General features: G+C 61.0%; 21 protein-coding genes. 8 read left to right on the top strand and 13 right to left on the bottom strand.

Features of this window, described 5'->3' with window-relative positions:
* Window positions 1–113: 113 nt before the first annotated feature.
* The 9 genes from ACTJLA_RS11485 to ACTJLA_RS11445 all read right to left on the bottom strand — a co-directional run bounded on the left by ACTJLA_RS11485 (window position 114) and on the right by ACTJLA_RS11445 (window position 11,582).
* Complete coding sequence (locus ACTJLA_RS11485) at window positions 114–1,043, bottom strand: ketoacyl-ACP synthase III (RefSeq protein ID WP_054898647.1); 930 nt, start codon at window positions 1,041–1,043, stop codon at window positions 114–116.
* A gap of 276 nt (window positions 1,044–1,319) precedes the next feature.
* Window positions 1,320–2,924 (bottom strand): flagellar hook-associated protein 3, encoded by a 1,605-nt coding sequence (locus tag ACTJLA_RS11480; RefSeq protein ID WP_314547145.1) that lies wholly within the window; start codon window positions 2,922–2,924, stop codon window positions 1,320–1,322.
* A 14-nt stretch (window positions 2,925–2,938) separates the two neighbouring features.
* Window positions 2,939–4,984 (bottom strand): flagellar hook-associated protein FlgK, encoded by a 2,046-nt coding sequence (gene flgK, locus ACTJLA_RS11475; RefSeq protein WP_314547143.1) that lies wholly within the window; start codon window positions 4,982–4,984, stop codon window positions 2,939–2,941.
* A 10-nt stretch (window positions 4,985–4,994) separates the two neighbouring features.
* Entirely contained in the window at window positions 4,995–6,254 is a 1,260-nt protein-coding gene (gene flgJ / locus ACTJLA_RS11470) for a flagellar assembly peptidoglycan hydrolase FlgJ (protein WP_054898649.1), read from the bottom strand.
* Between the two features lie 4 nt (window positions 6,255–6,258).
* Window positions 6,259–7,368, bottom strand: coding sequence for a flagellar basal body P-ring protein FlgI (locus tag ACTJLA_RS11465; protein ID WP_161793221.1), 1,110 nt, complete (start codon window positions 7,366–7,368; stop codon window positions 6,259–6,261).
* A 6-nt stretch (window positions 7,369–7,374) separates the two neighbouring features.
* Window positions 7,375–8,070, bottom strand: a complete 696-nt coding sequence (flgH, locus tag ACTJLA_RS11460; protein WP_197880654.1) for a flagellar basal body L-ring protein FlgH — start codon at window positions 8,068–8,070, stop codon at window positions 7,375–7,377.
* Window positions 8,071–8,123: 53 nt separating this feature from the next.
* Window positions 8,124–8,909 (bottom strand): flagellar basal-body rod protein FlgG, encoded by a 786-nt coding sequence (gene flgG / locus ACTJLA_RS11455; RefSeq protein WP_003192986.1) that lies wholly within the window; start codon window positions 8,907–8,909, stop codon window positions 8,124–8,126.
* Between the two features lie 62 nt (window positions 8,910–8,971).
* Window positions 8,972–9,712, bottom strand: coding sequence for a flagellar basal body rod protein FlgF (locus ACTJLA_RS11450; protein ID WP_003192988.1), 741 nt, complete (start codon window positions 9,710–9,712; stop codon window positions 8,972–8,974).
* A gap of 307 nt (window positions 9,713–10,019) precedes the next feature.
* Window positions 10,020–11,582 carry a sigma-54-dependent transcriptional regulator gene (locus ACTJLA_RS11445; protein WP_089041942.1) on the bottom strand — a complete coding sequence of 521 codons (1,563 nt, stop codon included), beginning with the start codon at window positions 11,580–11,582 and terminating at the stop codon, window positions 10,020–10,022.
* 256 nt (window positions 11,583–11,838) lie between these two features.
* On the opposite strand from ACTJLA_RS11445, the gene phhA reads away from it, so the two are divergent.
* From phhA to ACTJLA_RS11430, 3 genes are all read left to right on the top strand, one after another.
* A complete protein-coding gene (gene phhA / locus ACTJLA_RS11440; protein ID WP_003192992.1) occupies window positions 11,839–12,630 on the top strand; it encodes a phenylalanine 4-monooxygenase in 792 nt (263 codons plus the stop codon).
* Window positions 12,631–12,728: 98 nt separating this feature from the next.
* A complete protein-coding gene (locus tag ACTJLA_RS11435) occupies window positions 12,729–13,085 on the top strand; it encodes a 4a-hydroxytetrahydrobiopterin dehydratase (protein ID WP_003192995.1) in 357 nt (118 codons plus the stop codon).
* Window positions 13,085–14,278 (top strand): amino acid aminotransferase, encoded by a 1,194-nt coding sequence (locus ACTJLA_RS11430; protein WP_054920190.1) that lies wholly within the window; start codon window positions 13,085–13,087, stop codon window positions 14,276–14,278. The genes ACTJLA_RS11435 and ACTJLA_RS11430 overlap by 1 nt, the downstream gene beginning before the upstream one ends.
* 179 nt (window positions 14,279–14,457) lie before the next feature.
* Here the strand turns inward: ACTJLA_RS11430 and ACTJLA_RS11425 are convergent, their stop codons facing one another.
* A complete protein-coding gene (locus ACTJLA_RS11425) occupies window positions 14,458–15,267 on the bottom strand; it encodes a UDP-2,3-diacylglucosamine diphosphatase (RefSeq protein ID WP_014719368.1) in 810 nt (269 codons plus the stop codon).
* 137 nt (window positions 15,268–15,404) lie between these two features.
* Between ACTJLA_RS11425 and ACTJLA_RS11420 the strand changes: the two genes are divergently transcribed.
* On the top strand, window positions 15,405–16,154 hold the full coding sequence (locus tag ACTJLA_RS11420) for a helix-turn-helix domain-containing protein (protein WP_054920192.1): 750 nt from the start codon (window positions 15,405–15,407) through the stop codon (window positions 16,152–16,154).
* Window positions 16,155–16,255: 101 nt separating this feature from the next.
* Window positions 16,256–17,137 carry a DMT family transporter gene (locus ACTJLA_RS11415; protein WP_034126769.1) on the top strand — a complete coding sequence of 294 codons (882 nt, stop codon included), beginning with the start codon at window positions 16,256–16,258 and terminating at the stop codon, window positions 17,135–17,137.
* A 2-nt stretch (window positions 17,138–17,139) separates the two neighbouring features.
* Here the strand turns inward: ACTJLA_RS11415 and ACTJLA_RS11410 are convergent, their stop codons facing one another.
* Window positions 17,140–17,427, bottom strand: coding sequence for a SelT/SelW/SelH family protein (locus ACTJLA_RS11410; RefSeq protein ID WP_014719371.1), 288 nt, complete (start codon window positions 17,425–17,427; stop codon window positions 17,140–17,142).
* An 83-nt stretch (window positions 17,428–17,510) separates the two neighbouring features.
* Between ACTJLA_RS11410 and ACTJLA_RS11405 the strand changes: the two genes are divergently transcribed.
* Complete coding sequence (locus ACTJLA_RS11405) at window positions 17,511–19,700, top strand: patatin-like phospholipase family protein (protein ID WP_034126768.1); 2,190 nt, start codon at window positions 17,511–17,513, stop codon at window positions 19,698–19,700.
* A gap of 109 nt (window positions 19,701–19,809) precedes the next feature.
* Here the strand turns inward: ACTJLA_RS11405 and ACTJLA_RS11400 are convergent, their stop codons facing one another.
* On the bottom strand, window positions 19,810–20,244 hold the full coding sequence (locus ACTJLA_RS11400) for a MarR family transcriptional regulator (protein ID WP_003193007.1): 435 nt from the start codon (window positions 20,242–20,244) through the stop codon (window positions 19,810–19,812).
* A 121-nt stretch (window positions 20,245–20,365) separates the two neighbouring features.
* Entirely contained in the window at window positions 20,366–22,495 is a 2,130-nt protein-coding gene (recQ, locus tag ACTJLA_RS11395; protein WP_014719373.1) for a DNA helicase RecQ, read from the bottom strand.
* 276 nt (window positions 22,496–22,771) lie between these two features.
* Between recQ and ACTJLA_RS11390 the strand changes: the two genes are divergently transcribed.
* Together ACTJLA_RS11390 and ACTJLA_RS11385 are read left to right on the top strand one after the other, a co-directional pair.
* The gene (locus ACTJLA_RS11390; RefSeq protein ID WP_034128344.1) at window positions 22,772–23,359 is read left to right on the top strand and encodes a UPF0149 family protein; all 588 of its coding nucleotides are present in this window, start codon (window positions 22,772–22,774) and stop codon (window positions 23,357–23,359) included.
* Between the two features lie 20 nt (window positions 23,360–23,379).
* Window positions 23,380–23,763, top strand: a complete 384-nt coding sequence (locus ACTJLA_RS11385) for a YbaN family protein (protein ID WP_019818414.1) — start codon at window positions 23,380–23,382, stop codon at window positions 23,761–23,763.
* Window positions 23,764–23,815: the final 52 nt, after the last annotated feature.

The following is a 23,815-nucleotide window of genomic DNA, read 5'->3' as shown; positions in this document are numbered from 1 at the left end:
ATGCACGCGGCGCCCTCAGGTTCTTCGCGAGCAAGCTCGCTCCTAAAAGGGGGCGCAAAAAAAACGCCGATGATCATTCGATCATCGGCGTTTTTCATGAAGCCGCTAAAGCATCACGGACGATAGAGAATCGCCGAGCCCCACGACAGCCCCACACCAAAACCGCTGATTGCCACGCGCTTCCAGGCGGCGTCCATCACGTGCTTTTCCAGCAGCAACGGAATGCTCGATGACACAGTATTGCCGGTCTCGACCATGTCCTTGATGAACTTGTCCACCGGCGCTTCTTCAAAGCGACGCGCCACGGCGTCGACGATGGCCGCGCTGCCCTGGTGAATGCAGAACGCATCAATGTCATCTGCCTTGAGGTCCGACTCATTGAGCAGCTCGTGCAAGTGTGCCGGCACCTTGAGCAAGGCGAAGTTGAACACCTGGCGGCCGTTCATGAAGAACACACCATCGCTGACCTTCAAGTGCGGCGCGCCGGAACCGTCGGTACCGAACTTGGATTTGCCCAGCAACCACGGCGCGTCCTCGCCCATCCAGGTGGCGGTGGCGGCATCACCGAACAGCATGGTGGTGTTGCGGTCTTCCGGGTCGACGATCTTGGAATACGGGTCGGCGGTGATCAGCAGGCCGTTTTTCAGGCCGGCGGCTTCCATGAAGCCTTTCATCGCGTAGATGCCGTACACGTAGCCGGAGCAGCCCAGGGAAATATCGAAAGCGGCAACGTGAGTCGGCAGGCCCAATTTGTCCTGGACGATGGCGGCGGTGTGGGGCAAGCCCTCTTCATCGCCGTTCTGGGTGACGACGATCAGCGCGTCGATGGACTCGCGCTTCAAATCCGGGTTGTTGGCAAACAATGCATTGACTGCTTCGACGCACAGGTCGGAAGTCTCCTGTGCAGCTTCCTTGCGCGGCAGGAACGCCGAACCGATCTTGCCGATGATGAACTCTTCATCCTTGGCGAATTTGGCACCCTGGGCGTAGTTATCGATCCCGTCTGCCGGCACGTAACTGGCGATGCTTTTTATGCCAATCATTGTGGCTTCCCAATACTAAATAGCTGGAGAACACCCCTCGGACTACGCCGGGAGTGCTGACAATAAAGGGGATAACCCCATGAAAATCTCGCTGAAAGCCGCCCGATAAAGGCCCTGTGACGACTTATCCTTTTCACACGATACAGTGAAGATGCGCTTTATGACTCACAGGTCACTCAATTTTGCGCGCTTTGTGCAAAAACCGGCAACATTTCCAGGCCAGAAACGACAACGGCCTCCCCTGTCGCCAGGGGAGGCCGTTGTTCATTGCGACGATTACATGCGACTGAACAGGTTCAGTTGGGAGATTTTAACGAACGCCAGTTGCGAGGCCTGCAACATGGTTTGCTGCAACGTGAGGTTGATCGCCGCTTCGCCCATGTCAATGTTCGCCAGATCGCTCATGGTGCTTTTGTTTGCAGTGCCGATACTGATGTTTTCCGCCGACTGGATATCCAGTGCAGCTTCGCGGGCCCCGATGGAACCGCGCACGTTGTCGACCTGGGCCCGTGAATTGGCAAAATTACTGATGGAAGCGTCGAGCGCATCCTTGAGCTTGACCATCGCAGCCGGGTTGCCGTCGGCCGGTTGCTCCAGCGCCTTGCGCAGTTGGCTCAGGGTATCCAGCGCATTCTGGGTCTTGGCAGTGCTGGCAGCGACCGCAAACTGATCGCCGGCTTGCGGTGTGCCGCTGACATCAAAGGTCACGCCTGCTGCCGTCACGGTCGTACCGCCACCGGTGTCGCCGGTGGCGATCGCTTTGCTGTCGGCACTGTAGGGCTGGGCATAGACTTCATACGCCGTGCCACTGGTGAACTTGATCACCGCCCCGCTGTTAGCCGGGAACGTACTGGCATAGGTGGCCGGGTTGCTCACCTGCGCATTCGTCAGCTGCGCAGTGGAGGCATTACTGGGCGTGCGCGAAACACTGAAGGTGTCGGGCTTGGCAGCCAGGCTGAACGAACGGTCCTTGACCAGCGCATCGGCATCCGGCCCCGTCGCCATATCCTTGAGATCCACCGCAATATCAAAATTCACGCCGCGCAGGCTCACGGTGGAGCCGCCTTCCTTGGTGGAGTCAAAGGTGCCGTTGCCAGAGATTTCCGACGTGACGTCATTGCCGTTCTTGTCGGAGACCTTGTACTGGGTGCTGCTGGTAAAGGTCAGCTTGTAAGGCTCGCCATCGGCGAATTTATTCGTGTAGTCCGAGCCTGAAGTCACCAGGCCGGCCGACACAGAGACTTTATGATCATTAGGCACTGGCGCCGTCGCCGGCGGCACGATTGCAGGTGCGATCCAGGTCGCCTGGGTGCGGCCCGAGTTAACGGCACCGTCCATGATGCTCTTGCCGGTGTCACCGGCACTGACTCTCAGGGAATCGGAAACCTGCAGGCTCAGCGGCGTTTCATCACCCTGATAGGTGTAGGTGCCGTCGCTGTTACGGCTATAGGGCGGCGTCGAGGTCTTGGAGCCGGAAAACAGATAGTTGCCCGAGGAATCCTTGCTGTTAAGCAAGCCCAGCACCTGGTCTTCAAGCGCACCGATCTGGCCGGCAATCGACTTGCGGTCGGCATCGCTGCGCGAACCGCCCGCTTCAATGGCCAAGGTACTGGCCGCCTGCAGCGCCTCGTTGATTGCCCCCAATACGCTTTCCTCGTTGGTCAACGAGTTCTTCAAACTGGTGATATTGCCGTTGAACTGCCCGAGCATGTCCTTCTGCTGTTGCAGCAACAACAACCTCGCCGCCGCCACCGGGTCATCCGCTGCGGTCTGCACGCGCACACCGGAACTGGCCTGCTCCTGGGCCTTCACCACGCTGGAATAGTTGTCCGTGTACTTGGCGGCACTGGTTTCAAAATACTGTGCAGTGGAAATACGCATCGTCCCAGACTCCCTTAAAGACTATTGATCAGCGTGCTGAAGGTTTCTTGCGCAGCCTTGATGATCTGCGACGAGGCGGTGTAGTACTGCTGGAATTTGATCATGTCGCCCGCCTCTTCATCGAGGTTGACCTGGGACACGGAGTTGCGCGCATCCTGGTTGGCCTTGAGCAAGGCGCCCGTGGCCGTGGTGTCGGTATTGGCCGACGCGGCCTTGGCCCCGACGGTCGACACCAGGCGACTGTTGGCCGCCACCAGGCTCACTCCGCCGCCACTGCCATCGGACAGGCCGACGGTAGCTTTGGTTTGCAGGTCGAGCAACGCCTGGGCGTTACGGTTATCCGACTTGCCCGAGGCGTTGAAGGAAAACGTGGTGCTGTCGCCAGCGGCGGGCGACCCGGCGACCGTGGTATCGAACTTGAAGCTTTTGGCCGGCACCAGCAGCGTGCCGTTGGCATCCCGCATCGGTACATCGACCGTGATTTTGTTGCCTTGGCCCGGCACGATGGTGCCGGTGCCAATCGGGTTGCCCTGGGCATCGTTGAGCGTGTAGCCCTGGGTGCCGTCGGCGGCCGGCTTGCCGAATACCATCTTCACTGGCATCGAGTGCTCAATGCCGGTACGCAGTTGCGCGGTGTCGGCGCCGCCATGAATATCGATAGGCAGGGTCAGGGTCGGCGGTGTAAAGGTGCCGGTACCCTGGTTGGTCTTGCTGCCCTCGCCCAGCAATGGCCCGGCGAACGCGATTTTATTGGCGTCCGTCAAAGTCGTGCCGATGTTGGTCGCACCGCTGGCGGTAGGGCTGACTTTGAAACTATCGCCCGCCGCCATCGGCCCCTTGCCATCCAACGCCAGGGTGAACCCATCGATCACCGGCGGTGGCGCGGTATTGGTGTCGAACGCGCCCATGGCCTTGCCGTCGGAACGCACCAACGTGTAGTTGTTGCCGCTGGTAAAGGTCACTTTGTAGTCGTAGGTCGACAGCTTGCTGGTGTCCGCAATGGTCACATTCAAATTGCCGGAGCCGGTGCTGTTGCCCAGCGCGCCCTGACTGCGCTGGGCGATGGCCGCCGCGCTGTTGATGTCCTTGAACAGCGATGAGCCGAAGTCACCGTTCAAGTCCAGGCCCTGCCCCAGTTGGCTGTTGATGGTATCGGCTGTCGCCAGGGCAATACGCCCCAAGTCATTGATGGCCGGCATCAGGGCATCACTGCGATAACGCAACAGGCCGCCGATGCTGCCCCCACTGAGCACGTTGCCCAAGTCGATCGCCGTACCGCCGCCGGCATTGAGCGCAATGGTGTACTGGCTTGGGTCGCTAGCGCTCGGCACTGCCGAGAGGGTGTTGGACCGGTCGCCCAATACCAGGGATTGGCCCGTGCCGGTGCTGACGCTGAACACACCATTCTGTTCACTGGTGGTCACACCCACCAGTTCATTGAGCGAGCGCACCGCCTCGTTACGGGCATCCAGCAGGTTGGCCGGGGCGCTGTTGCTTGAGCCCTGGGCCTGGGTGATCTGCTTGTTGAGCGAAGCAATCGAGGAGGTCAACTGGTTGACCTGGTCACTCATGGTGCTCAACTGGCCATTGATCGACTCTTTCTGTTGAGTCAATTGGCTGGAGATGGCGTTGAAACGGTTACTCAGGGTCTGGGCGCTGGTCAGCAGCACTTGCCGGGCAGACACGTCGCTGGGGTTGGCCGCGGAGGTCTGCACAGCGGCAAAAAACGCGCTGAGCACCGAAGACATGCCGGTTGTCTTGTCCGACAAAGTCTTGTCGATAGCGCTGGCCTGGCTGGAATAAGCCTTGGCATCGTTATTGAGCGCCGTGCTGTTCTGGTAGGCCGCGTCCAGGAACTCGTTATAGACCCGACGCACATCCGCCAGCGTGGTGCCGCTGCCAATGTACACACCGCCGTACGGGTTGTTGGCACTCGCATTCTGCGTGGTCTGCTGGCGCGAATAACCCGAGGTGTTGGCGTTGGCGATGTTATTACTCAAGACCGACAACGATCCTTGAGCGGCATTGAGCCCTGACATCCCGATACTGAGCAAACTCATGGTTCAGACCTTATAAATGTGTGGTTGCGCCAGCGGCAGCGTAGTTCTGGTAACTGTTCATGTTTTTTGCGATCTGCGAAATCTTGCTGGCGTAATCCGGGTCGGTTGCATAACCGGCTTTTTGCAACTCGCGTACAAACTGTTCCGGGTTGTCGGCTGATTTCACAACTTCTTTATAGCGATCATGGCTTTGCAGCAGGGTCACGAGGTCGTGGAAGCTGTCTTGGTAGGAGCTGTAGGAACGGAATTGCGCCGTTTCCTTGACCATCGCCCCATCGCGAAACTCGCTGGTGATCGCCCGGGCCTGACCGCCCTGCCAGCTCTGCCCGGCCTTGATGCCAAACAGGTTGTGGCTGCTGCTGCCGTCCTCGGCGCGCATGACTGATTTGCCCCAACCGGTTTCCAGTGCCGCCTGGGCCACCAGGTACTTGGGGTCGATACCAATCCGTGCGGCAGCGGCCTTGGCCATCGGCAACATGGTGGCGACAAATTCATCCTGGGAGCTGAAGGCTTTCTTGGCCGGCGCCAGCGGTGGCTGGGCAATGGCGCGGCCATACACCTGCATGCGCCCGCTCGGCACGGCAAAGCTACGCGTGCTGCTGTTGATGACCGTGTCGTCGGCAGCGCTGTTACGCAGGGGCGCGGATTTGGCTTCGACCGGAGCGTTCGGCACGATACCCGCCAGCAGGCGGTCGGCCAGCTTGCTGGGCAAGGCGATACGACGCTGGTTCATCAGTTCCATGTCGTTGGCATGGGTGCTGGCGCCCTCAGGCACGGCCACGCGATACGCCCACAAAGGCCGCTGGCCATTGGAGCGGCCCAACGGGCCTTCGGCCTGGGTACCGGCGGCAATCTCGGTCGGCACATCGACTTTCTTCACCGGCGCATCCGCCGCCGGGCCTTGCAAGGTGGCAGCCTGAGCCTCCACCGGCTTGTTCTTCTGCATCTGGCGCATCAGCACATCGGCCAGGCCGATACCGCCACCTTCGCGGGACATCGACACCGCCAGTTGCTGGTCGTACATTTCCTGGTATTGCTTGGCGGCCGGGGTGTTCAGCGGGTTGTCCTTGCCCAGGGCCTCGGTGGCCGAACGCATGGACTTGAGCATCTCGTTCAAAAACAGCGACTCGAATTCCTGCGCCACTTTGCGCAGGTTGCCTTCGCTGTTTTTGTCGTCACCGACCTTGAGCTGGTTAAGCCGATTCAGGTCGGAGTAAGACCCCGAGTCCGCCGTGCTGCTGATACCGCTCTTGCGCATATCCATGGCCATGGCCTCAGATCACGATCAGGTCGGCTTGCAACGCGCCGGCCTGCTTCAAAGCTTCGAGGATCGCCATCAAGTCGCCGGGCGCAGCGCCCACCTGGTTCACCGCACGGACAATCTCGTCCAGGGTGGTGCCGGGGCCGAACTTGAACATCGGCTTGGCTTCTTGCTGGGCATTGACCCGCGAGCGTGGGACCACGGCAGTCTGGCCACCGGACAACGGCCCAGGCTGGCTGACGATCGGGTCTTCGGTGATGGTCACCGTCAGGCTGCCGTGGGTTACCGCCGCTGGCGAGACCTTGACGTTCTGGCCGATCACGATGGTGCCGGTGCGCGAGTTGATGATGACTTTCGCCACGGCCTGGCCTGGGTCCACTTCAAGGTTTTCCAGAATCGACAGGTAGTCCACGCGCTGGCTTGGGTCCAGAGGCGCAGTGACGCGAACCGAGCCGCCGTCGATGGCCTGGGCCACGCCAGGGCCGAGCATGTCGTTGATCTTGTCGACCACGCGCTTGGCGGTGGTGAAGTCGGAGCGGTTGAGGTTCAGGGTCAGGCTGTTGCCCTGGTTGAAACCACTCGGCACGGTGCGTTCAACCGTGGCGCCACCGGGGATACGCCCGGCCGACGGCACGTTGACGGTGATCTTCGAGCCGTCGCGGCCTTCGGCGTCAAAACCGCCGACCACCAAGTTGCCCTGGGCGATGGCGTAGACGTTGCCGTCGATACCTTTGAGCGGCGTCATCAGCAAGGTGCCGCCCCGCAGGCTCTTGGAGTTACCCATGGACGACACGGTGATATCCACCACCTGCCCCGGCTTGGCGAACGCGGGCAGATCGGCGCTGATCGACACCGCCGCGACGTTCTTCAACTGCACGTTGCCCGAGCCTGGCGGCACCTTGATGCCGAACTGGGAGAGCATGTTATTGAAGGTTTGCAGGGTGAACGGCGTCTGGGTGGTCTGGTCACCCGTGCCGTTGAGCCCCACGACCAGGCCATAGCCGATCAACTGGTTGGAGCGCACGCCGGAAATACTGGCGATGTCCTTCAGGCGCTCGGCCTGGGCCACAGCACTCAAGGCCAGCAAAAGCGCCATCGCCATCAGCTGTTTGAACTTCAAAATGGCCACCTAGAAAGGGAACAGCGGGCTGAGGAAGAAGCGGTCGAACCAGCCCGGCTGGCTCGCATCGGCAAACGAACCGGTGCCCGAGTAGGTAATGCGTGCATCGGCAATGCGCGTCGACGGCACGGTGTTATCGGTGGAGATGTCATCGGCGCGGACCATGCCGGCGATGCGCACCAGCTCGTCGCCGGTGTTGAGGGTCATCCACTTTTCACCGCGCACGGCAATGATGCCGTTGGGCAATACATCGGCGACGGTCACGGTGATCGAGCCGGTCAGGCTGTTGCCCTGCCCGGCCGCGCTCTTGCCGTTGGTGGCGCGGTCGCCGCTGTAGCCGGCGTCCAGGCTCAGGTCACCACCGCCCAGCGGGTTGTTGGTGTTCAGGCCGCCGCCGAACAGCGAGGTCAGGCCGATGCTGGTCTTGCTGTTCTTGCCGATCTGCGAGTTGGCGTTCTTGCTGGCCTGGGTCTTCTCGTTCAGGGTGATGGTGATGATGTCACCGACCCGGAACGCCTTGCGGTCGCTGTACAGGTTCTGCTCGAAACCGGCCTGGTAGATCGAGCCATTGTTGGCCGCCGCCGGCAACGGTGTGCGTGGCAACACCGGCGCGTAGTACGGGTCATTGGGCTTTGGCGTGGGGGCGACACAGCCCGCAAGCAAGGCGATCCCACTCAATGCCAACACACAAACATAGCGATTCATGACCCTAACCTCACGGTGTTGCAGGCACCCTCAAGGGCGCCCCATAGACTTGATTACAGATTCTGCGTAACGAACGAAAGCATCTGGTCGGCGGTGGAAATCACCTTGGAGTTCATCTCGTAGGCGCGCTGGGTGGTGATCATGTTGACCATCTCCTCAACGGTGCTGACGTTGGAGGTTTCCAGGGTGCTTTGCAGCGTGGTGCCGAAGCCGTTCAAGCCAGGGGTGCCGATTTGCGGCGCGCCACTGGAGGCGGTTTCCAGGAACAGGTTGTTGCCCATGGCCTGCAGGCCGGCCGGGTTGATGAAGTCGGCGGTTTGCAGGTTGCCGATCACCTGGGACGCTGGGTTGCCAGCGACGGTGATGGACACGGTGCCGTCGTTGCCGACGGTGAAGGTCTTGGCGTCGGGCGGCACCACGACAGCAGGCTCCAGGGCGAAACCGTTGGCGGTCACGATCTGGCCGTTGGAGTCCAGGTGGAAGGTGCCGTCACGGGTGTAAGAAGTGGTGCCATCCGGTTGCAGCACTTGAAAAAAGCCCCGGCCGTTGATCGCCATGTCCAGGGGCTGGCCGGTTTGCTGCAGGTTGCCGGCGCTGAAGTTTTTCTGGGTGCCGACGATCTGCACACCGGTACCCAGTTGCAGGCCCGACGGCAGTTCGCTGTCCTGGGTCGATTGGGCGCCCGGTTGCTTCTTGATCTGATAGAGCAAGTCCTGGAACTCGGCGCGGTCACGTTTGAAGCCCGTGGTCGACACGTTTGCCAGGTTGTTGGAAATGGTCGTCAGGTTGGTGTCCTGGGCGGACAGGCCTGTCTTGGCAACCCATAGAGCCGGAAGCATGCTGTTCTCCTTCGTGCGCCGGATGGTTGGCGCTGCATTGCAAATTAGTTAATGGGCTTGGATCAGCTCATCTGCATGACGCGCGTCATGGCCTGGTCGTCTTCTTTTGCGCTGTTCATCATCTTGATGTGCAGCTCGAACTGCTTGGCCAGCGCCAGCACTGCGGTCATTTCTTCCACGGCATTGACGTTGCTCGCCTGCAGGAAACCCGAGGTCAGCCGCACGTTCGCGTCGGCCTGGGCCGGTTGGCCATCCTTGGTGTGGATGGTGCCGTCCAGGCCCTTGGTCATGTTCTTGAGGTCAGGCTGGACCATCTTGATACGGTCCACTTCCGCCATCACCCGCGGACCTTCGCCCATGGCACGGATGCTGATAGTGCCGTCCGAACCCACTTCGATTTTCTGCTGGGGCGGCACGGCGATCGGGCCACCGTTGCCCATGATCGGCATACCGTTGCCGGCACGCAGCACACCCAGGGCATCCACGTTCATGCTGGCGCTGCGCACGTAGGCTTCGCCGCCATCGGGGGTCTGCACCGCCATCCAGCCGTCGCCGCTGACGGCTACGTCCAGGTCGCGGCCGGTCTCGATCATCGCGCCCGGTGAAAAGTCGGTAGCCGGACGTTCGGTCATGGCAAACGCCCGCGCCGGAAAGCTGTCACCGAACACCGGCATCGAACGCGCCTGTTCCAGGTCGCGCTGGAAGCCGTTGGTGGAAATGTTCGCCAGATTGTTGGCATGGGCCTTCTGCGCCAGTGCATTCTGGCTGGCGCCGGTCATTGCCACATAAAGGTACTTGTCCACGCTCTATCCTCTTTCTGACGGACGCTTGCCGCCCACCGCTGTACTGAGGAGGCTTAAGCAATTTGCGAACCAACTTTTTAAAAGAGGCTAAAGTCCAGGCGGGGCAGGGGTTTCGTGGAGTAGCTGAAAGAAGTGAAGGGAGAAACAGTCGAAAAAACGGCGGACTACTGCCGCCTGCGGCAAACACCGGCCTGGAAAACGACAAAGATCAAATGTGGGAGCGGGCTTGCTCGCGAATGCGGTGGCTCAGTCACTGATATGTTGAATGANCCCGCTCCCACATTTTTGGCCGCGTTGAATCAGCGAACTATTTATCGGCCTTGAGCACTTCGTAATCACGCAGTTTGTTGGCAATGGTGGTGTGCGACACCCCCAGGCGCTTGCCCAACTGGCGACTGCTCGGGTGTTCGGCGTACAGGCTTTCCAACACCGCCTTCTCAAAGCGCCCGACGATATCCTCCAGGCTGCCCTCCAGGGAAAAATCACCCAGCGGCTGGCGCACGCCGTAATCGGGCAAGCGAATATGCTCAACCTTGACCGTACCGCCCTCACACAACGACACCGCCTGGAACAGCACGTTTTCCAGCTGCCGCACGTTGCCCGGCCAGTGGTAGTGGCTGAGCTTGTCCATGGCCGCAGGTGCCAGCTTGGGCAGTGGGCAACCGATCTGCCGGCTGGCCTGGTCGAGAAAGTGCTCGACCAACGGCGCGAGGCCATCCAGGCATTCGCGCAACGGCGGGATATGCAACGACAGCACATTCAGCCGATGATAAAGGTCCTGACGAAACTCACCCCGGGCGCAGAGTTCCGACAAATCTACCTGGGTCGCGCAGATCACCCGCACGTCCAGGTACACCTCTTCATCACTGCCCACCCGGCGAAAACAACCGTCCTGCAGAAAGCGCAGCAGCTTGACCTGCAAGCGCGCGCTCATTTCTCCCACGCCATCCAGAAACAAGGTACCGCCCGCCGTCAGCTCAAGCAGGCCCAACTTACCTTCCGCCCGCGCCCCTTCAAATGCGCCGGGGCCATAACCAAACAGTTCGGTCTCGGCCATCGACTCGGGCAACCCCGCGCAGTTGAGCGCCATCAACGGCGACTGCCCGCGCGGGCTGGCCAAGTGGCAGGCCCGGGCCAACAGCTCCTTGCCGGTGCCGGTTTCGCCTTCTATTAATAGCGGCGCATCCAGCGGCGCCATGCGCCGCGCTTCACGCACCACTGCGGCCATGACCTTGGAGCTCTGGAAGATGCTGTCGAAACCGCGCAGCTCTTGCTTGCGCACGTTATAGATACGCTCACCGACCCGGTCGGCACGGTGCAGGGTGAGCACGGCGCCGGCCATGGCTTCGCTGTCGTCGTGCTCGGAGGATTGCAGGGGCGCGATGTCCGCCAGAAATACGTCACCCTTGACCTTGACCCGCAGGCCATTGATTCGTGACTTGCTGGCGCGCACCAGTTCCGGCAGGTCAAAATCCTCGGCATAACGCGACAGGGGAATCCCCGGCACTTCATCTACCCGTACGCCAAGCAACTGCGCCGCCGCACGGTTGGCGGCCACGATGGAGCCGCCCATATCAATGGACAGCACCGGGAATTCCAGGGCGCCGAGCAATGCGTTGAGTTCCATATGCCGCCGCTCGCTGGGCATCAGTCCTACCCGCTTGACCCCGAATACTCCGGCAATCGCCTCGAACTGCGGGCGCAACGCCTGGAACTGCATGTTCACCAGGTTGGGGCAGAACAGGTAGATGGCATTGCCGTGCTCGCCGCCGACTTCGCCCTTGGCGACGTTGACGCCGTACTCCACCAGCAGGTTGAGGATGTCCCGCAGGATGCCGATGCGGTTTTGGCAGTGCACTTTGATACGCATGGAAAGACTCGAAAAGGGAGTAGGCGCCGCGGCTTTTTGTCGCTGGGCGCAGATAGTCGTCAAGATTATGTGACAGCGCGGTGACTTTTCCCAGCCCATGGCTGCGACGAGCGGGCCTACCGTAACGAATACTTTACGATAATCGGTAATTTTTCCTACGCTAGTCCGTTAAGGCTGATGGAAACCGGCGCCTATCCGGTTATCAATAGGAGCATCCCAGGACATAACAAGAACGAATGCCTAGCAGGAGAGCCGTATGAAGCAGACGCACTACGTGGCCCGCGAGCCCGATGCGCAAGGTTTTATCCACTACCCGCCAGAAGAACATGCGGTGTGGAACACCCTGATCACTCGCCAATTGAAAGTGATCGAGGGCCGCGCCTGCCAGGAATACCTGGACGGTATCGATAAGCTCGGCCTGCCTCTGGACCGCATTCCCCAGTTGGGCGAAATCAACAAGGTGCTGGCCGACACCACCGGCTGGCAAGTCGCCCGCGTGCCGGCGCTGATCCCTTTCCAGACCTTTTTTGAATTACTGGCCAGCAAGCAGTTTCCGGTGGCGACTTTTATTCGCACCCGTGAAGAATTGGACTACCTGCAAGAGCCGGATATTTTTCACGAGATCTTTGGCCACTGCCCGCTCCTGACCAACCCCTGGTTCGCTGAATTCACCCACACCTACGGCAAGCTCGGCCTGGCGGCCACCAAGGAGCAACGGGTGTACCTGGCGCGCCTGTACTGGATGACTATCGAGTTCGGCCTGGTGGACACGCCCCAGGGCCGGCGTATCTACGGTGGCGGCATTCTGTCGTCGCCTAAAGAAAGTGTGTATTGCCTGTCGGACGAGCCTGAGCACCAGGCCTTTGATCCGTTGGAAGCGATGCGCACCCCCTATCGCATCGACATCCTGCAGCCGTTGTACTTCGTCTTGCCCGAACTCAAGCGGCTGTTCGACGTGGCGCAGGAGGACATCATGGGCATGGTGGAGCGCGGTATGCAGTTGGGTCTGCACGCACCGAAATTCCCACCCAAGCCCAAAGCCGCGTGAACCTTGCGTTTTAAGGCCAGGTGAGTCTGTTCCCTGGCCCCGCGTTGCTTTAGGGTAACGCCACTGACCTTCAATCATTCGAATTCAGGACACCTTCCATGACCACCTTGAACCAAGCCCACTGCGAAGCCTGCCGCGCCGATGCCCCGCAAGTCAGCGATGAAGAACTGCCGGTGCTGATCAAGCAGATCCCTGACTGGAACATCGAAGTGCGCGACGGCGTGATGCAGCTGGAAAAGGTTTTCCTGTTCAAGAACTTCAAATTCGCCCTGGCCTTCACCAACGCCATGGGTGAAATCTCCGAAGCCGAAGGCCATCACCCAGGCCTGCTCACCGAGTGGGGCAAAGTCACCGTGACCTGGTGGAGCCACTCCATCAAGGGCCTGCACCGCAACGACTTCATCATGGCCGCGCGCACCGACGAAGTGGCCAAGACCGCCGAGGGCCGCAAGTAATGCATTTCGATGCCATCGACCGCGTGCCCGGCGACCCGATCCTAGGGCTGATGGACCTGTATGCCCAGGATGCCAACCCGAACAAGTTCGACCTGGGCGTAGGTGTCTATAAGGACGACCAAGGCCTCACGCCGATTCCTCACTCGGTGAAGCTGGCGGAACAGCGCCTGGTCGACACTCAAGTGACCAAAACCTATATCGGTGGCCATGGCGATGCAGCCTTCGGCAGCCTGATCAGCGAACTGGTGCTCGGCGCCGACTCAGCCTTGCTGCGCGACCGCCGTGCTGGCGCCACGCAAACCCCAGGCGGCACCGGTGCCCTGCGCTTGAGCGCCGACTTTATCGCCCACAGCCTGCCGGGCCGTGGCGTGTGGCTGAGCAACCCGACCTGGCCGATCCACGAAACCATTTTTGCCAAGGCCGGGCTCAAGGTCAGTCATTACCCTTACGTGGGCAGCGACAACCGCCTGGATGTGACGGCGATGCTGGCAACCCTGTCCAGCGTGCCCAAGGGCGACGTGGTATTGCTGCACGCGTGCTGCCATAACCCGACCGGCTTTGACCTGTCCCAGGATGACTGGCGCCAGGTCTTACAGATCGTGCGTGAACGCCAGTTGCTGCCGCTGATCGACTTCGCCTACCAGGGCTTTGGCGATGGCCTGGAGCAGGACGCCTGGGCGGTGCGCCTGTTTGCCGCCGAGCTGCCGGAAGTGCTGATCACCAGCTCCTGCTCGAAGAACTTCGGCCTGTATCGCGACCGCGTGGGTGCATTGATCGTGTGTGCGGCGGATGCTGAAAAGCTCACCGATGTGCGTAGCCAACTGGCGAATATCGCTCGCAACCTGTGGTCGACACCGCCGGATCACGGTGCCGCCGTGGTGGCGACCATCCTCGGTGATGCACAGTTGAAAAAGCAGTGGAGCGAGGAAGTCGAGGCCATGCGTTCGCGGATCGCTCAGTTACGCTCCGGATTGGTGGAAGCGCTTGCGCCCCATGGCCTGGCCGAGAAATTCGCACATATCGGCGCGCAACGTGGGATGTTTTCCTATACCGGCTTGAGTGCCGAGCAGGTCAAGCAACTGCGCGAGAAGCACAGTGTGTATATGGTCAGTTCGGGGCGGGCTAACGTGGCTGGGGTTGATGCGACGCGCTTGACGTTGCTGGCTCAAGCCATCGCCGACGTTTCCAACTGAAGAAACAGGATTACGTGTGGGAGCTGGCTTGCCTGCGATGGCGGTGGTTCAGTTGCAGATTAATTGCCTGACCCGCCGCCATCGCGGGCAAGCCCGCTCCCACATTTGAATCGTGGGGTGTCAGGTAGATCAGCGTCGGCTGTCAGGCCGTCACGGGAGCAAGCTCCCTCGCCACAGGTTCAGCCAGCGACCATTTCAGCCTTTAGCAGTGCCTCTTTGGCCTGCGCATCCGCCAACCGATACAACTCGATATGCCCATCCCAGTGCTCGATCAAGGCCGTGCACGACTCCACCCAATCCCCGCAGTTGAGGTAATCCACCTCGCCCACCTTGCGAATCTCGGCATGGTGAATATGCCCGCACACCACCCCGTGCAATTCCCGCTTGGTCACCTCGTGGGCAATCGCCTCTTCGAAATCGCTGATAAAACTCACCGCCGTCTTGACCTTGTGTTTCAGGTACGCCGACAGCGACCAATAACCGTAGCCATACCGCGCACGCCAGTGGTTCAGCCAGCGGTTCAGCGTCAGGGTGAACTCGTAGGCCGAGTCGCCGAGGAAAGCGAGCCAGCGGTGATAGCGCGTGATCACATCAAACTGGTCGCCATGAATCACCAGCAAATGGCGGCCATCGGCGGTGACGTGCACAGCCTCATCGACCAATTGGATATTGCCCAGGATCAGCTTGGAATAGCGACGCAGGAACTCGTCATGGTTGCCGGTGACATAGATCACCTCGGTGCCACGCTTGGCCATGGTCAGCAAGCGGCGGATCACGTTGGTGTGGGCTTGAGGCCAATACATGCCGCCGCGCAGTTTCCAACCGTCGATGATGTCACCGACCAGGTAGACCTTGTCGGCATGGTAGCCCTTGAGAAAGTGCGACAGGTGTTCGGCCTGGCAATCCCGAGTGCCCAGGTGCACGTCGGAAATCCACAGGGTTCGCACCCGTTGCTTGCGGCTGGGCTTGGTGAACTCGGCACGGGTCATGGGTATCCCTCGACGCTGTTTTGGCGAGCTTGCGCCTTGGCGATTAATAGCCCATGACAAGCGTGCGTCAGTCTGATGACAGCGCCTGCGGCCCGCCAAGCGTTGTAGACTGACGGCTTGCCGCCCTGGAGACCGCGATGAGCCCGACCCTCACGCTACGCCACTACCTCGAAGCGCCCATTGCCCACAGCCATGACCATGCGCAGTTGGTGTTCGGCCTTTCCGGGCACCTGGACCTGGAAGTCGATGGCCGTGGCAGCCAGGTGCGCGAAAGCAGCGTGATGGTGCTGCCCTTCTCCACCCACCACGCCTGCATCAGCCGCGATGGCAGCCGCTGCCTGGTGCTGGATGTACCGACTGAGCACTGGGTGGTGCAATCCTTGGGCGAACATGCCGACGCCAGCCGCCGCTTGCTCGACCAACCCGCGCGCCTCGTGTTGGATGCCCGGCAACACCAGTTGGTGCAGTGGCTGGCACAGAGCCCGGTGCACGACCCACTGATCGTCCAGCAAGGCGCTGTGTTGTTACTGGCCAGCCTCAACCACCCTCAAGCTCAACCGCTGCCTGGCCGGCGTCTGCCTTATGCCGCGTTCAATAGCCATATCGAGCGCCATGCGGCGCGTCCGCTCCAGGTGGCCGACCTGGCGCGGATTGCCGATTTGTCCGTGCCGCGCCTGCATGCGCGGTTCATGGCGGAGTGCGGGCAAACGCCGATGGACTATCTACGCAGTCGCCGCTTGCACTTGGCGCTCAGGCTTTTACGCGAAACCTCCCTACCCATCGGCGAGATTGCCGAGCGCGTCGGCTACGCCTCGCAAAGTGCATTTTGCGCGGCCATGCTTCGGGCGTTTGGCGCCTCGCCCGGTGCATTGCGTCGAGCGGGCTAGCAAGAGTCTTGCGCTAAAAATCACCCCACCCGCGACAGACGCCCACCCGCCAACCCTCTAGACTGCGAGGCTGTCACCCCCCTGTTGGATCAAGGATCGCAATGACTCCCCGCTCAGCCCTCGGCGCCCTGCATATCGGCGCATTGATGTTTGGCCTCACCGGCGTGTTCGGCAAGCTGGCGGCGGCCTCCCCCGCCATCATCGTATTTGGCCGGGCGGCGTTTGCCGTGCTGGCGCTGGCGGTCTTTGCGCGCTTTGCCAGCAACGCTCCCTGGAAAAAACTGGAGATGCGTGACTGGCGCCGGCTGCTGGTCAGCGGCGTGTTGTTGGCTGCCCATTGGGTGACGTTCTTTATCGCCGTCAAAGTCGCCGGCGTGGCCGTGGCGACCTTGGGGTTCACCGCCTTTCCGGCCTTTACGGTGATCCTTGAGGGGCTGATTTTCCGCGAGCGTATTCGGGCCAATGAAGTGCTGCTGGTGGTGCTGGTCACCGTTGGCCTGGTGCTTGTGACCCCGGATTTCAACCTCGCCAGCGAAGCCACGGGCGGCCTGCTGTGGGGCATCGTCTCGGGCCTGTTGTTCTCGTTGTTGTCGCTGAATAATCGCGCCAGTTCCGGGCGCATTCCTGCGGTACAGGCCGCGCTGTGCCAGAACGTCGTGGTCGCCGCGCTCCTGCTGCCCGTGGCCGCGCCGGGGTTGGCGGATGTGCGAGGGATAGATTGGCTGTGGATCGGGCTGCTGGGGGTGTTTTGTACCGGCCTGGCCCATAGCCTGTTTGTCGCCAGCCTCGCCGTAATCAAGGCGCGCACCGCTTCGGTGGTGTTTGCCATGGAGCCCGTCTACGGCATCACCGTGGCCTGGCTGCTGTTTGCCGAAACCCCGACCCTGCGCATGCTGCTGGGCGGCGCCTTGATCATCGTCGCCATCGTGCTCTCCGGCCTGATGGGCAGCGCCAGCCAGGCCAAGCAACCGGCGCCGGCCTGACTTCAGACGGTACGGTCGTTATGCCCGAGGTCGCGCTGCGGGTCGATCTGGTCGCGCACTCGCTGCTTGAGCACCTTGGCCTCGGGAAAACCGCCATCGGCCTTGCGCTCCCAAATCTGCACGCCATCGCAGGTAATGCGAAAGGCCCCGCCGGTGGCCGGTTCCAGTGCCACGCGCCCCAAGTCATCGGCAAAGGTGCTGAGTAGCTCCTGGGCCAGCCACGCGGCGCGCAGCAACCACTGGCACTGGGTGCAATAGGTGATAACGATCTCGGGTTTGCATGCAGACATCATTAAGCGGCTCCTGGCGTAACAGGCTCAGCGGATCGGGTGGCTATAATAGCGGCCTTTGTCGCCCAGCCACGAGATTGATGATGCGCCGCCTGCTGTCTTGCCTGTTCCTGTGCCTTGTCCCCCTACTTGCCGACGCGGTAGAAGCCCCCCGCCCGAAAATCGGCCTGGTGCTGTCCGGCGGGGCTGCCCGTGGCCTGGCGCATATCGGTGTGCTCAAGGCGCTTGAAGAGCAAGGTATTCATATCGATGCGATTGCCGGCACCAGCATGGGCGCGGTGATTGGCGGGTTGTACGCGTCAGGCTACAAGATCGACGAGCTGGAGAAGTTGGCGCTGGGTATCGACTGGCAGCAGGCCCTGTCCGACGCGCCACCACGTGAAGACGTACCGTTTCGGCGCAAACAGGATGACCGGGATTTCCTGGTCAAACAAAAACTCAGTTTCCGCGACGATGGCAGCCTCGGCCTGCCGCTGGGCGTGATCCAGGGCCAGAACCTGGCACTGCTGTTGGAAAGCATGTTCGCCCACAGCAGCAACACACGTAATTTCGACAAGCTGCCGATCCCATTCCGCGCCGTGGCCACCGACATCACCACCGGCGAAAAAGTGGTGTTCAGCAAAGGCCACCTGCCCCAGGTGATACGCGCCAGCATGTCGATCCCCGCGGTGTTCGCCCCGGTGGAGCTGGATGGCCGCCTGCTGGTAGATGGCGGCATGACCGACAACATTCCGTTGGATGTGGCGCGGGAGATGGGCGTCGATATCGCCATCGTGGTCGACATCGGCACCCCGCTACGCTCGCGCAAGCAATTGGCAACCGTGGTGGATGTGCTCAACCAGTCCATCACCCTGATGACCCGGCGCAACTCCGAAGAGCAGCTCAAGGCCCTGAACCCCAAGGATGTGTTGATCCAACCACCGCTGGCCGCGTATGGCGTCACCGACTTTGGCCGCGCCAAGGACATGATCGACGCTGGCTACCGCGCCACCCGTGCCCTCGACGTACGCCTGGCACACCTGCGCCCTGCCGAACCCATCGACGCCGACCTGGTAGCCGCGCGCACGCCGGGCGAACGCACCCCGGTGATCACCGCGATCCAGGTGGAGAACGACTCCAAGGTCAGCGATGACGTCATCCGCTACTACATTCGCCAGGGCCTGGGAGAACCTTTGAATCTGGGCCGCCTGCAATCGGACATGGGCACCCTGTACGGCCTGGATTACTTCGAGCAGGTGCAATACCGCGTAGTGAAAAAGGGCCAGGACAACACCCTAGTGATCAGCGCACGCGGCAAGCGCAGCGGCACCGACTACCTGCGACTGGGCTTGAACCTCTCGGATGACATGCGCGGTGATAGCGCCTTCAACCTCGGCGCCAGTTACCGTGTGAACGGCATCAACCGCCTCGGCGCGGAATGGCTCACACGGGTGCAGATTGGTGACCGGCAGGAGCTCTACAGCGAGTTCTACCAGCCCATGGACACCGGCTCACGCTACTTTGTGGCCCCCTATATCAGGGCCGAGGCACAGAATGTCGAGCTGATCCTGGACAACGACCCCATCTCCGAATACCGCCTGGAACGCTATGGCTTTGGTTTGAATGTGGGCCGGCAGATCGGCAACAGCGGCGAGATCCGCTTTGGCGTGGGCGAAGCCTGGGGCAAGGCGGACGTGCGCATTGGCGACCGCGACCTGCCGAGCGTGAGCTTCAGCGAAGGCTTCTATGAACTCAAATATTCCTTCGACTCCCTGGACAACGTGTACTTCCCCCACAGCGGCGAAGACATCGGCCTGGCCTTTCGCGAGTTCGAACCCGGTTTGGGCTCCGACCAGCGCTATCGCCAGTGGGAATTCAAGCTGGACAAGGCCATGAGCCACGGGCCGGACACCTTGATACTGGGCGGTCGTTACGGTCGCACACTGGATAATTCGGATGTGGTGATTTCCAGCTTCCTGCTGGGGGGCGCACGGCAATTGTCGGGCTTCCGCCAGGATGCGATTTCGGGGCAGAACATCAGCCTCATGCGCGCGGTGTACTTCCGCAGGCTCACCCCACGCTCTTACCTGCCGCTGGACTTCCCGTTGTACCTGGGTGCATCCCTGGAACGGGGCCGGGCGTGGAACAACGATAACGAGTTCGACAGCGGCTATATCAACGCCGCGAGTATTTTCCTGGGGTTTGATACACCACTGGGGCCGCTGAATTTCAGCTATGGGTTCAATGATGATAATCAGAAGGCGGTGTACTTGAACCTGGGCCAGACGTTCTAGGAAAGGATTGCCAAGGACTTTTGTAGGAGCGAGCTTGCTCGCGAAAAACCCACAGACGCCGCGTTTANTGGCGTTTTTCGCGAGCAAGCTCGCTCCTACATTTTGCAGATCAGGACTTTTCCAGGTTCGCCAGGATGTGCTCATGCACCCGCATGCACACCCGCAGGTCTTCTTCATTCACGCCCACGAACAATTCATGGCGCAACGCCGTGGCAATGGTTTCGATCTGGTCGATCAACGGTTGGGCGGTGTCGCACAGCAGGATACGTTTGGCACGACGGTCTTCTACTACGGCCTGGCGTTGCACCAGGCCCTGGCCCTCGAGGCTGTCGAGCAGACGAGCCAGGGTGGGCCCTTCCACGCCAACACTTTGGGCCAATTCACGCTGGGTGGGTGCTTCGACAAAACGGGCCAGGTGCAGCAGCACCAACCAGCGCGCCTGGGACAAGCCCAGCCCCGCCAGGCGGCGGTCCAGTTCGGCGCGCCAACCTCGCGACATTTGCGCCAACTGCATGCCAAAACGGTGTTGATCGGTTAACGGCATAAAAAACTCGTGTTTAAGACTGAAAATAAAGTATGGCTAATTATTAGTCAGCTAAGCATGAGCCCTGCCCATAGGCAAGGCCCGCTATGTACTGATTCGTTACATTGTCGTAATTGGCACACTAAATTTCGAATTCAGACTGCAAAGCGGCACGTACGCAGTACAAAACGCCTTCCGGAACACGCCCGGTAAACAACGGCGCAATTTCGGTGACAGCTGGCAATTCGCCTTCTCCATCGAGAAAGGCGTCCTGGATTTCACCGAGCAAATCCTCAGGTAAATCAAGGGCCTGCTCCAGGGACAATTGCTGCTTGCCGATGGCTTCGGCAAGCAAGGTGTACACGTTTTTTTCCGAGCATTGCAGTTGGCCTGCGATCTGGATCGGGGTCATGCCGGCACGGGCCAGGCTGATCAGTTCGTGGCGAATATCGGCGATTTCCTTCGGCGCTTCGGCCTGACCGCCGAGCACTTCCAGGAAGGCCTGGCCGTAGCGCTCCAGTTTACGCGCGCCCACACCGCTGACCCGGGCCATCTCGGCCATGGTGGTGGGCTGCTCGCGGAGCATCTCCAGCAGGGTGGAGTCGGGGAAGATAACGTAGGGTGGCACGCTGTGCTCCTGCGCCAGTTTGCGCCGCAGGGTGCGCAAGGCTTCCCATTGTTCGCGCTCTTCACCCCGCACCAGTTGGCTGGCCTGGCTGGTGCTGCTGCTTTTGGCGGTGGTCTGCGGCTTGAGGTCACGGCGCAGTTCCAGGCTCACTTCGCCCTTGAGCAACGGCCGGCAACTGTCATTCAGCCGCAGCCCGCCGTAGCCTTCGATATCGATGTCGACAAGCCCACGGGCAACCATCTGGCGAAACAGCGAACGCCACTCACCTTCGGCGCGAGCTTTACCGACACCGTACACCGAGAGTTTTTCGTGGCCGAAGCTGCGGATTTTTTCGTTGTCCTTGCCCAGCAGAACATCCACCAGATGGCCCACGCCATAACGCTGGCCGGTGCGATAGATCGTCGACAACGCCTGGCGCGCCGGTTCGGTGGCGTCCCAGGTTTGCACGCCGTCGATGCAGTTATCGCAGTGGCCGCAGGGCTCAGGCATGTCTTCGTCAAAATACGCCAGCAGGGTCTGGCGGCGGCAGCGGGTCTCTTCGCACAACGAAAGCATGGCATCGAGCTTGTGCTGCTCCAGGCGCTTGTGGCGCTCGTCGCCCTCGGAGTTCTGCAGCATCTGCTTGAGCATCACCACGTCTTGCAGGCCGTAGACCATCCAGGCATCCGCCGGCAGGCCATCGCGGCCGGCACGCCCGGTTTCCTGGTAATAGGCCTCAAGGGACTTGGGCAGATCCATGTGCGCCACGAAACGCACGTTGGATTTGTCGATGCCCATGCCAAAGGCAATGGTCGCCACCATGATCAGGCCTTCCTCGTTCAGGAAGCGTTTCTGGTGCGCTGATCGCGTTTCATTGGGCAGGCCGGCATGGTAAGGCAGCGCCGGGTAGCCTTGTTCACAGAGGAACGCAGCGACCTCGTCGACTTTCTTGCGCGAAAGGCAATACACGATGCCCGCGTCACTGCGCCGCTCGGACAGGAACGCCAGCAACTGCTTGCGCGGCTGCTCCTTGGGCACGATGCGGTAGAAAATATTGGGCCGGTCAAAACTCGACAGGAAGCGCTCGGCGTTCTGCAAATGCAGGCGCTCGACGATCTCTTCGCGGGTGCGCTTGTCGGCGGTGGCGGTCAGGGCGATACGCGGCACATCGGGAAACAGTTCTGCCAATTGGCCAAGCTGCAGGTATTCGCGGCGGAAATCGTGGCCCCATTGCGACACACAGTGGGCTTCGTCGATGGCGAACAGAGCGATCTCAAGGCTCTGCAAAAAGGCCAGCATGCGTGGCTGCACCAGGCGCTCCGGCGCAAGGTAAAGCATTTTCACCTCGCCCCGCTTGATGCGTGCAGCCAGGTCGCGCTGCTGCTCGGCGCTGAGGGTGGAGTTCAACGACGCGGCGGCGACACCGAGTTCTTCAAGGGTGGCGACCTGGTCGTCCATCAACGCGATCAGCGGCGACACCACCACGGCCAGGCCATTGCGCAACAGCGCCGGCACCTGGAAGCACAGCGACTTGCCGCCACCGGTAGGCATCAGCACCAGGGCATCGCCGCCACTGGCCACGCGCTCAATGATCGCACCCTGGCGGCCACGAAAACTGTCGTAGCCGAAGATGTCCTTGAGGACGCGTTGAGCCTGCTCGAGCATGTAAAACTCCAAAATGGTGCCGAAATCCCTCAATACAGGCTGGCCGAAAATATCCGCGCTCACGAAAAATAATCCGTAAGCGAAGTTTTCCCGGATTGGCGCTGGGCCTGCAGGGGCATCACAAAACGCGGCAGTATACCCGAGCGTTATCCACCAAAGGGCGCGACTGACGAATAGACGCACCAGGCTAAAACCGGGCAAATATGCCGTGCGGCTGGCCTGGGCGCTCAAGAAAGCCTAGAATTCAGCATCGTTTATTCCCAAGGTAGCCCTTCAATGTCCTTCGCTGAGCAACTAACCCGCCTGCAAGCCTTCCTCGACGCCGATGAGCTGCATGACGAGGCGCTGGACTACGTGGCCGCCCACGGCTACCTGACCGCCCTGTCGATCTGCTCCGACCCCGTCCCGGACCGTGAATGGATCGACGCGCTGTTCGCTGAAGAGCCTCATTACAGCGACGCCGCCCATCGCGAAGAAATCGAATCCACCCTGATCGCCCTCAAGGCCCACATCGCACGCCAACTGGCCTCCGACGAAGAGTTCGAGCTGCCGTGCGAGCTGGACCTGGGCGACGATCCGGATGACTCCGACCTGCGCGGCTGGTGCATCGGTTTCATGGAAGGCGTATTTCTGCGCGAAGCCGCCTGGTTCGAAACCGCCGAAGAAGAAGTCAGCGAAATGCTGCTGCCGATCATGGTCGGTTCGGGCCTGTTCGAAGAGGAAGCAGAGTTCTCCGACATCGCCGCCGACGCCAACCTGATGGACGACATGATCGTGCAGATCCCGGAAGCCCTGACCGCGCTGTACCTGCTGTGCAACGCGCCTGACGAAAAACCGGCGATCCTCAAGCCACGTCACCACTGAGTCGCTTGCCCGTGGAACCCATGGGCAACCGTCCACTGCTCCTGCGCTATGCGCTGCTGGCCATCGGCTGGCTAAGCGTAGCGCTGGGAGTCATCGGTATTTTCCTGCCGGTACTCCCGACCACACCCTTCCTGCTACTCGCCGCCGCCTGCTTCGCTCGCAGCTCCCCGCGCTTCTACCACTGGCTGGTGGAACACCCGCGCCTGGGGCCCTGGGTGCGCGATTACCTGGACGGCAATGGCATCCCGCTCAAAGGCAAGGTCTACGCCATCGGCTTGATGTGGCTGAGCATCTCGATTTCCTGCTACCTGGTACCACTGCCATGGGCACGGGGCTTTATGCTGACCAGTGCGGTGCTGGTGACGATCTACATCCTGCGCCAGAAAACCCTGCCGCCACGCTGAGCGCCGCCTGCGACATTCGATCCCACACGACCTTGGTCGACACTGACTAACA

The sequence above is a fragment of the Pseudomonas sp. 22072 genome, assembly GCF_052046095.1.
In the GTDB taxonomy this organism is placed as follows: domain Bacteria; phylum Pseudomonadota; class Gammaproteobacteria; order Pseudomonadales; family Pseudomonadaceae; genus Aquipseudomonas; species Aquipseudomonas paracarnis.
Note: the sequence above shows the minus strand (reverse complement) of the source record. Positions and strands in the feature narration are given on the sequence as shown.